This window comes from Plantibacter flavus (assembly GCF_051487245.1).
GTDB classification, from domain to species: Bacteria; Actinomycetota; Actinomycetes; order Actinomycetales; family Microbacteriaceae; genus Plantibacter; species Plantibacter flavus_B.
In genome coordinates, this window is record NZ_JAHVDH010000007.1 from 85,788 (window position 1) to 94,643 (window position 8,856).

At 68.4% G+C, this 8,856-nt stretch carries 9 protein-coding genes; 3 read left to right on the forward strand and 6 right to left on the reverse strand.

The window, feature by feature from the left end; genetic code table 11:
* Positions 1-2 precede the first annotated feature (2 nt).
* The 5 genes from KXS11_RS17755 to KXS11_RS17775 all read right to left on the reverse strand — a co-directional run bounded on the left by KXS11_RS17755 (position 3) and on the right by KXS11_RS17775 (position 5,823).
* Entirely contained in the window at positions 3-1,043 is a 1,041-nt protein-coding gene (locus tag KXS11_RS17755; protein ID WP_437387010.1) for a LacI family DNA-binding transcriptional regulator, read from the reverse strand.
* Positions 1,040-1,951 carry a carbohydrate ABC transporter permease gene (locus KXS11_RS17760; protein WP_437387011.1) on the reverse strand — a complete coding sequence of 304 codons (912 nt, stop codon included), beginning with the start codon at positions 1,949-1,951 and terminating at the stop codon, positions 1,040-1,042. The genes KXS11_RS17755 and KXS11_RS17760 overlap by 4 nt, the downstream gene beginning before the upstream one ends.
* Positions 1,948-2,829, reverse strand: a complete 882-nt coding sequence (locus tag KXS11_RS17765; RefSeq protein WP_437387022.1) for a carbohydrate ABC transporter permease — start codon at positions 2,827-2,829, stop codon at positions 1,948-1,950. The genes KXS11_RS17760 and KXS11_RS17765 overlap by 4 nt, the downstream gene beginning before the upstream one ends.
* A gap of 70 nt (positions 2,830-2,899) precedes the next feature.
* Positions 2,900-4,255: an ABC transporter substrate-binding protein gene (locus KXS11_RS17770; RefSeq protein WP_437387012.1), complete on the reverse strand. Its 1,356-nt coding sequence runs from the start codon at positions 4,253-4,255 to the stop codon at positions 2,900-2,902.
* Positions 4,256-4,326: 71 nt separating this feature from the next.
* Positions 4,327-5,823 (reverse strand): glycoside hydrolase, encoded by a 1,497-nt coding sequence (locus KXS11_RS17775; RefSeq protein ID WP_437387013.1) that lies wholly within the window; start codon positions 5,821-5,823, stop codon positions 4,327-4,329.
* 201 nt (positions 5,824-6,024) lie between these two features.
* Here KXS11_RS17775 and KXS11_RS17780 point away from each other — a divergent pair, with 201 nt between their 5' ends.
* From KXS11_RS17780 to KXS11_RS17790, 3 genes are all read left to right on the forward strand, one after another.
* Positions 6,025-6,357: a GNAT family N-acetyltransferase gene (locus tag KXS11_RS17780; RefSeq protein WP_437387014.1), complete on the forward strand. Its 333-nt coding sequence runs from the start codon at positions 6,025-6,027 to the stop codon at positions 6,355-6,357.
* A 181-nt stretch (positions 6,358-6,538) separates the two neighbouring features.
* A complete protein-coding gene (locus KXS11_RS17785) occupies positions 6,539-7,393 on the forward strand; it encodes a hypothetical protein (RefSeq protein ID WP_437387015.1) in 855 nt (284 codons plus the stop codon).
* 194 nt (positions 7,394-7,587) lie between these two features.
* The gene (locus tag KXS11_RS17790; protein WP_437387017.1) at positions 7,588-7,815 is read left to right on the forward strand and encodes an Lsr2 dimerization domain-containing protein; all 228 of its coding nucleotides are present in this window, start codon (positions 7,588-7,590) and stop codon (positions 7,813-7,815) included.
* Between the two features lie 291 nt (positions 7,816-8,106).
* Here KXS11_RS17790 and KXS11_RS17795 read toward each other — a convergent pair.
* The coding region (locus KXS11_RS17795; protein WP_437387018.1) for an HNH endonuclease signature motif containing protein at positions 8,107-8,856 on the reverse strand (750 nt) is incomplete at its 5' end.

The following is an 8,856-nucleotide window of genomic DNA, read 5'->3' on the forward strand; positions in this document are numbered from 1 at the left end:
CGTCAGGCGTGCACGGCACGCACCGAGATCGAATCCCGGGGGATCGAGGGACAGGCGATCAGCTGCGGATCGGCGGTGGAGGGCGGTTCGAGTCCGAGGAGCCGGCGGACGCCCGCTGCCCCGAGCTCGTAGTGCGGAAGTGCGACCGTCGACAGCGGTGGGCGGAGGTGGGCCGCGATGACGTCCTGGTTGTCGAACCCCATGACCGCCATGTCGTCGGGAATGCGGAGGCCGCGCTCGCGGAGCCCGTCGTACAGTCCCATGGCGACCCGGTCGTTGTGGCAGAACACCGCGGTCGCTCCCGAATCGACGACGTCCGCGGTCGCCGCGTACCCGCCTTCCTGCTCGGGCGTGGCAGCGAACACGAGCCTGTCGTCGAACTCGACGCCTGCCGCTTCGAGGGCGGAACGATACCCGGCGAGGCGCCCAGTCTGTGCCGGTGACGGCGTCGTGGTGTTGACGAAGGCGATCCGGCGATGCCCTGCCGCCAGGAGCTCCTCCGTGGCCGTCCGGCCGCCCTGCTCCTCATCTGGGACCACGGCGGGCAGCCCGCTGCCGTCGGCGAAGCAGTCGACGAGGACCGAGTCGGTCTGGTGCAGGGCCTCCGGGACGACGATCTCTCGGTGGTACCAGGTCGAGTAGAGGATCCCGCGCACCTGGTGTTCCAGCATCATCGCGATCGCCTCGTCCTCGGCGGCGGTGTTGCCGTCGGTGTTGGCGACGAGGAGCACGTAGCCGTGCTTCCACGCCTCGTCCTGTGCGCCGTGGATGATCTGGCCGGCGAACGGGGTGGTGGCGATCGCATCGGCGACGAGGCCGATGAAGCGCGACGTGCCCTGCGACAGGGTCTTCGCGAGGGCGTTCGGTCGGTAGCCGAGTTCGGCGACGGCCTCGTGGACCCGTCGCCTGGCGTCGTCACCGATGCGTGCCCCCGGCTTGTCGTTGACGACATGCGAGACCGTCGCCACGGACACCCCTGCGGCCTTGGCCACGTCGCGCATCGTGATGCCGGAGGTGCTCTTGCCGTGCTCCGCGTTGCTCATCCCTTGGTCGCTCCGCTCTCGAGACCGTTGATCATTGCCTTGTTCAGCACGAGGAACACCAGGAGGAGGGGTGTGACCGTGACGCAGACGGCGGCGAACGTCGCCGTCCAATCAGTGTTCCCCATCGCGCCGATGTAGTTCTGGAGGCCGAGCGGGATGGTCTTCAATCCGTCGGAGAGGACGAAGGTGTTCGCGAAGATGAAATCGTTCCAGATGAAGATGCTGTTCACCAGCACGACCGTGATGATGGTGTTCACCGACAGCGGGAAGGTGATCTGGGAGAAGATCCGATACGGCCCGGCACCGTCGAGCGACGCCGCCTCGTACATCTCCCGCGGGATGTACTCGTAGAAGGACGAGAAGAGGTACACCGCCATCGGCAGGGCGAACGCGGCGAGCGGGATGATCATCGACAGGTGGGTGTCGAGGAGGCCCACCTGCGAGTAGTCGATGAACAGCGGGACGAGGGCGATCTGCACCGGCACGATGATGCCGAGGAGGAACAGGGCGCGGACGAGCCCGCTGAAGCGGAAGCCGAGCACCTGGAGTGCGTAGGCGGCCATCATGCCGGCGCCGACGATGAGGACGCTCGCACCCAGGGTGACCACGAGGCTGTTGACGATGTTGAGCCCGAGATTGCCCGTCGAGAACGCCCTCGCGTAGTTGTCGAGGGTCCACTCGGACGGCAGGGCGAAGGGGTTGCCCCCGGCGAAGTCGGCCGCCGTGCGGAAGCTCGTCAGGAGGAGCCAGACGAGGGGGTACACCTGCACGAGCACGATCGCGACGATCGTCACGGTGAGGACCGTCCGCTGCGCACGCAGTCGAGGGGAGTGCGACGGTCGACGTGCGCGGGGCGCGGATGGGGGAGTCGGCTGCTCCGTGGGCCTGGTGAGGACTGAAGCGGTCATGAGTCGTCCCTTCGACGAAGCAGCAGGAAGATGAGGCCGACGGCGACGAGGCATTCCACCACGATGAACATCGAGATCGCACTCGCGTATCCGTAGTCCGTGTGGACGAACGCCGTCTTGTACATGTAGGTGGTCAAGAGTTCGGAGGCCTGTCCCGGCCCGCCGTTGGTGAGCAGGTAGGGGATGTCGAAGCCGCGGAGCGCGAAGGTCGTGGCCATGATCGTCGTCGTGATCCACACCGGACGGATGTAGGGGAACCGGATGCGCCAGAACACCTGCCACCATGACGCGCCGTCCAGTCGAGCGGCCTCCTCGAGCTCGCGGGGGACGGCCATGAGCGCTGCGTAGATGATCAGCATGTACAGGCCGGTGAATCGCCACCCCTCCGGGATCGACACCGCGGCGAGGACCGTCTGCACGTTCGACAGCCACGCTGTCTGCAGATGGCCGAGGCCGACCCACTCGAGCAGCTGGTTGATGAGCCCCACTGGTTCGAGTGCGTAGAGCCGCTGGAAGAGGATCGCGATGGCGACCGTGGAGATGACGGCCGGGAGGAGGTAGAGCGTCTTGACGAGTTCGCGTGCTCGAGGCAACGCGGTGAGGAGTCCGGCGACGATCAGTGCGCCGCCGAGTTGGAGCACGAGACAGATCGCGAGGTACCCGAGGGCGTTCCCGAACGCGGTCCAGAACACGTCGTCCCGGGTCAACATCTTCACGTAGTTGTCGACGCCGACGAACACCATGTCGGTGATGCCGTCCCACTTGTACAGGCTGAGGAACAACGATTGGACGATGGGGAGGAGGACCGCGACGCCGTAGAGCAGAAGCGGGGGCACCAGGAACACCGCTACCGAGAGCGCCGACCTGCGAGGCAGCATGGACGTGGACATCGGCCTGGGCCCCCGTGCCGGGCGGGTGCGCCGTGCCCCCGCCCGGCTCGGAGCGAGCTCAGTCATCCGTGTTCTCCGTGAGCGTGGCATCCATCGTCGCGATGAACTCGTCGGGGGTGATGTCGCCTTGCACGAGCAGGGTCAACTCCTGCTGCAGGCGGGTGTTCGTGGCCGGGTCGAGCTGGGTGTCCCAGGGCATCGCGATCGCCGGTCCGACGCCGTCCGCCTGCTCCACCGAACTCGCGTACAGGTCGGTCGCGTTCGCAGGGATGGTCGTCTGCGCGGAGGTCGTCGGCGACAGCGCACCCGTTGCCGCGTAGATCTTCGGGTAGCGGTCGAGGGCGAACGCGAGGAAGTCGCGGACGAGTGGGTCGTAGGTCTTCGCGTTCACCGCCATTCCGATGCCGGACGGGGTGACGTACTCGTTGTCGGCGGTGACTGCACCGTCGATGGTGGGCAGGGTGAACGTGCGGACCGCATCGCGCACCGCCGGGTCGAGCGCGTCCGTCGCGAGGTTGCCGAGCTCCCAGGTGCCGATGTTGTACACGGCTGCTTTGCCGGACGTGAACAGGGCCTGCGCGTCGGCGTACCCCGTGGAGGAGAAGCCCTCCTGGAAGCAACCGGCCTGACCGAGGTCGTACAGCCACTGGGCGGCCGCCTTGCCGGCGGGATCGGAGAACGAGGCGTCGCCGTTCTTGAGGTCTTGCACGTACTCCGGGCCCGCCATGCGGAACGGGTAGTAGGCCATGTAGCGCTCCAACGGCCACTGGTCCTGGCCGTCGAGGGCGATCGGTGTGATGCCCTTCGCGCGGAGCGCCTTGCACATCGCCGGGAAGTCGTCGAGCGTCGCCGGCACCTGGACGCCGGCGGTGTCGAGCAGCGCCTCGTTGTACCAGAAGAACTCGAGCTGGAATTCGAACGGGACCATGTAGAGCGATCCGTCGTCGAACCGCTGATAGTTCAGCGCGGCTTCCCGATAGTTGTCGGCCAGCCCGAGGTCTTCGAGGAGCAGGTCGACATTGACCATGCGTCCCTGGCCGGCGAGCTTCTGCGCGAACGGCGTCGCGTCGGTGTCGAACAGTTCCGGCAGCTTGTTCGCCGCCGCCAGCGTCTCGTACTTCTGGATGTACGACGGTCGGTCGGGTGTCGTGATGAGGTTGAGCGCGAAGCCAGGGTGGTCCTTCGCATACTCGTCGGCGATCTGCTCCATCGCGGTGATGACGCCGCCGTCGGCGGGCCGCGACAGCAGCCAGGAGATCTCGCGGGGGACGATCTCGCCCTTCGGGTCGACATCGGTCGGGTCGGCGCCGGTGGACCCGCCGGCACATCCGGTGAGGACGAGCGCCGAAGCGGCGACGATCGCGGCGAACGCGGTGGAGCGGCTTGCGGCCGCGGTACGGGGGATGAGTGGCATGGTCAGAATCTCCGTTGATCGATCATAGGGCGTGGGTGGTTGGGTGGGTTTGCGGTGGGGTGGTGGAGTGTTCAGGACGGGACGGGAACCGTGAGCAGCTCGCGCAACGGGCGTTCCCGGATGACGCGGTCGTCCGCATCCTCGAGGTCGACCCGCGGGGCGAGTGTGAACGCTTCGACGGTGGTGGACCCCTCGCCGGTGAAAGCTCCGACCCGGCCGGACGGGAGGTCGTACAGCCGGGTGCTCAGGACGACGGCGTCGTCGACGGTCGCGACGCAGAGGTCGCCATCGATGATCACCTCGAGTTCGTGGATACCGGGAGCGAGGTCGCAGTGGCGTTCGAGTTCGACGGCGTGGGGGACGTCGCCGGAGATCTGCCATTGCTCGGTGCCGGTCCGGGTACGGGGCCAGCGGTCGAAGACCAGGCGATCCCGTCTCGGTTCGAGGCGGAAGACGTATCCGGTGTCACCGTCGTCGCTGGCACGGACGAGCACCCCGCATTCGCCGGTGTGCTCCGAGATGTCGAAACGGGCGACGAGCCGGAACGACGACGGGACGTCCGCGGGGCTCACCACGGCCACGTACCCGTCCGGGGCGTCCAGGACGGTTCCCGGAGGCAGGGCGTCCGTGCCGGCTGCGAAGGTCTCCCGCAGTTCCGCGGCTGGGTGGAAGGAGAGTGTCCCGTCGACGCGCTGTTCGGCTTCGAGGACCGCCATCGTGCCGGCCCATTGCCACGCACCGGCGTCGTGCGCACCCTCCCGCGAGGCGATCCAGCCGAAGAACAGGCGTCTCCCGTCGCGTTCGGCCGACTTCGCGGCATAGTAGGCGCGGCCGTCGAGCGTGTCGTGGTCGGGGGTGAGCCACGGGCCGTCGAGGCTCCGCGACATCCGGTATCGCGTCGTGAAGCTCTCGCTGAACTCCGAGTAGACGAGATACCACCACTCGCCCCACTGGAACACCTCTGGGCATTCGTGGGCGATGTAGCGGCGAGGATCCCAGAAGGGCTCCGCCGCCTCCCAGGAGGAGAGGTCTGGCGAGGTGCACTGGGCGATCACGCCACGACGACGCTCGGGGCCGTCCGAGTGCCGCGCGGTGATGAGCATGCGCCACAGTCCGGAGTCGGGGTCTCGGAAGACGAAGGGATCGCGCCAGTCGGCGGTCTCGTATCCGGCGGTCGCTCCGAACGTGTCCGCCGGGAGCTTGTCCCATGACCGCATGCCGTCGGAACTCGTCGCGTGCATCACGAGCTGCAGCGGCTGGCCGTCGGTGCCGCGTCGGTCCGGATTCTGCCCGGTGTAGAAGACATGGTGCACGCCGTCGTCGTCGAGGACGATGCTGCCGGTGTACACGTTGAAATCGGCAGCGTCTGCTCCGCCCGAGGGGAGGGATTCGCCGGTTTCGTGGAAGTCGACGAGGTTTTCGGTGATGACCCGGTGCCACGGCATGCCGGTCTTCGGCACGCGTCGTGACTCGTGGAGGTACAGCAGATGGAACGCGCCGTCCTCCTGCCAGGGGATGACGTCTCCGACCCACGCGTCGCTCGGTCGGTGGAACCCTCGTTGGCTCATTGCATCCTCTTCGGTACTGGTTAATCGGTTACGCAGTACCGTAGCGTGCGCTGTGGAGAATGGTCAAGCGGTTAATCAACCGTTTTCCGCCGTGTCGTCGCGGCCGGTTCGAACACCGTGCGCGGAGCTGCCCGATGGCGCGAGCCGTCGGGCAGACCGGCCGATCCCGGCGGCGTACAGTGAAGCTGGAACGGAGGGCCCATGTCGACACCCGGTCAGGCAGCGACCACGCCGCGCGTCACGCGGAACGACGAGACGCACGAGTACGAGATCCGCATCGGTGATGACGTGGCCGGTATCGCCGGCTATCACGACCAGCCGGGACGCATCCTGTTCACGCACACGGAGATCGACCCGGCGTTCGGCGGTCAGGGGCTCGGCAGCGTTCTCGCCCACGCCGCGCTCGACGACGCGGTCTCCCGCGGGTTGACGATCGTGCCGTACTGCCCGTTCATCCAGGCCTATCTGCGAAAGCACCCCGATTTCGCCGGCACCGTCGACTGGCCAGAGGCCACGCCACCGCGTGCGGACTGACGCCCCGGTGTCTCCGGAGCGCCCGGTCGGGCGGCCTGCGCGTCGACGGGGAGTGGGCCTCGTCCTGATCGCGCTCGGTCTGGGCATCGTCCTGACAGCGTGTACGGGCTCCGGGCCGGCCGCCCCGCCCGAACCGACCACCGGTGCGAGGGTGACCGAAGCCCCGCTCCCGTCGTTGCCAATGTCCGCTTTCCCCGCCGGTGCCACGTGCGACTCGCTCGTCGGCGCGGAGGAACGCACGGCCCTGCTCGGTGAGGCGGCGGCGCTGACGCCGCCGACCATCGCGGACATCGCGCTCCTGCAGGACGGCGGAATCGTCTGCGCGTGGAGGACGGCTTCCTCCGAAGCGTCGCTCTCGGTCCGTCTCGTCGGCGACGGCGTCGACCACTGGGCTTCCTTCAACCACTGGTACGAGCACACCGACTGGAGCAGCGCCGTCGGTGAGATCAACGGCACGCAATGCGCCGGCGACGGTTGCAGCGTCCATGCGCTCGACGGCGAGCGGTTCCTCGAGGTCGATGCGACCTCACCCGGCGGCATCGTCGGCGAGCAGGTGGAGGCGGTCGCACGCGCGGTGCTCGCGACCGCACCGGCCCCGCAACCGGTGGGCAGGGCGAGCACTGCCCCCGGCACCCGGTCGTGCAGCGCCGCCCTCGACGAGGCTGCGGCTGTCGAGCTCCTCGGAGAGCCGTCCACCGCCGCGGGCTACGTCAGCACCGCGACGCCGAGCTATCGCCTGGCCGACGACTCGTTCCGTCGCCTCGACGCGGTGGACTGCCGCCTGCGATCCGACGACGGACGTGAGCTGCTGCGCTACACGATCCTCCGGGGCGGGGCATGGGTGTTCCGGGAGGACTCGCCGATCGCGCCAACCGGTGAGGCGCTCGCCGTTCCCGACCCGCTCGACCGGGTCGTCGTCCTCGACGAGGGCCGGGAAGCGCAGGCCCAACGCGGTGCCGACTGGTTCCGAGTCAGTGCACCGAACGTGAGCGAGGGCGTGTTGCTGGACCTGCTCGCGCGCCTCGCGGGCTTGTGATGCGTGCAGGTTCGGGTCAGGGCTTCGAACGTGAGTGAGGGTGTGTTGCTGGACCTGCTCGCGCGCCTCGCGGGCTTGTGATGCGTGCAGGACGTGCTCGCGCGCCTCGCCCGCTCCCGACGCCGTCGCGCGTCCCGCGGGCGCAGCACTCGCCGCGGGTAGGCTTGTCACGACCTTCGACCCCAGGGAGCATCATGGCCATGCGACGCACCGTCACCACGGTCGACGACATCACCGGCGAACCGCTCGACGACCGCGGAGAGTCGTTGGTCTTCGTGTTCGACGGCAGTGCCTACGAGATCGACCTCTCCGCCGACAACGCCGCGGCGTTCCGCGAGGCCGTCGCCCCCTACGTCAGCGCCGCCAGACCGTTGCACGGTATCGCGAGCACCCGCCGCCCCGGAGGTCGCCGGAACGCGTAGGGGCGTGCTTCGCCGGAACGGACGAGCAGGCTTCACCGGAACGGACGAGCAGGCTCCGCTGCAACTGACCAGCCGGCTTCACCGGAACACACGAGCCGGCTTCGCCCGCTGAGCAGGCTTTTGTGCCCTGAGCGTGTCGAAGGGCGGCACGACAGGCATCGTGAAACGGCCTGCGGTTCGGTGGTGGACACCTCGACAGGCACGATGAGCGCCTCTGGCTTCTGTCCCGGGCGTGACGGTGGGCTCGGTGACCGCGCTTGGTCGCCGAGTGTGTCGAAGGGCGGTGAGGGGTTACCCGGTTTCGGCGTGTTCTGGGGTCGTGGTGTGGTGTCGTCCGTCGGGTGTCGTCCAGTGGAGGGTGCTGCCGGGGTGTTGTTCGATCTGCCAGCCGGGGTGGTGCTTGAGGCGGTGGTGGTGTCGGCAGAGGCTGGCGAGGTTGTCGAGGCTGGTGGTGCCGTGGTGTTGCCAGGCGGTGGTGTGGTCGAGGTCGCAGCTGCGGGCAGGGCGGGCGCAGCCGGGCGCGCGGCAGGTGGTGTCCCGGACGCGGACCGCGCGCTGGAGGTCGGTGGGGACATGGTACTGGTCGCGGCCGACGGAGAGGACGGTGCCGGTTTCGGGGTGGGTGAGGATGCGGGTCATCGAGGGTGCGGTGATGGTGAGGCGTGCAGCGGTGTCGGGGTCGATGGGGCCGTAACCGTCGAGGGTGCCGGGTTCCTCGGTGATGCCGAGGACACTGAGTGCGGGGACGGTGAGGTGGACGGAGGCGCGGATGTGGGCCTGGATGTCGATCGGTTCCTCGACGAGAATGTCCGTCGATGGGCGCAGCTCGGGTGGTGTCGCTGAGCCGGGCAGCCAGGTGATGTTGGTGGGCGCGTCGGGGTCGGTGGGGATGGGGCTGCCGTCGGTGGTGACGGTGCCCGCGATGGCGAGGGAGGCGAGGGCGTCTGCGCGCAGCTGCGCGAGCGTCCGCGCATCACCCGCGACCCGGGTGGGGATCGCGGCGGCGTCGAGGCGTTCCCGGATCGCGTAGGCGAGGGGTGC

Coding starts and splice junctions, on each gene's coding strand:
- KXS11_RS17755 (WP_437387010.1), bottom strand. CDS start 1,043: ATGAGCAACGCGGAGCACGGCAAGAGCACCTCCGGCATCACGATGCGC.
- KXS11_RS17760 (WP_437387011.1), bottom strand. CDS start 1,951: ATGACCGCTTCAGTCCTCACCAGGCCCACGGAGCAGCCGACTCCCCCA.
- KXS11_RS17765 (WP_437387022.1), bottom strand. CDS start 2,829: ATGCTGCCTCGCAGGTCGGCGCTCTCGGTAGCGGTGTTCCTGGTGCCC.
- KXS11_RS17770 (WP_437387012.1), bottom strand. CDS start 4,255: ATGCCACTCATCCCCCGTACCGCGGCCGCAAGCCGCTCCACCGCGTTC.
- KXS11_RS17775 (WP_437387013.1), bottom strand. CDS start 5,823: ATGAGCCAACGAGGGTTCCACCGACCGAGCGACGCGTGGGTCGGAGAC.
- KXS11_RS17780 (WP_437387014.1), top strand. CDS start 6,025: ATGTCGACACCCGGTCAGGCAGCGACCACGCCGCGCGTCACGCGGAAC.
- KXS11_RS17785 (WP_437387015.1), top strand. CDS start 6,539: ATGTCCGCTTTCCCCGCCGGTGCCACGTGCGACTCGCTCGTCGGCGCG.
- KXS11_RS17790 (WP_437387017.1), top strand. CDS start 7,588: ATGGCCATGCGACGCACCGTCACCACGGTCGACGACATCACCGGCGAA.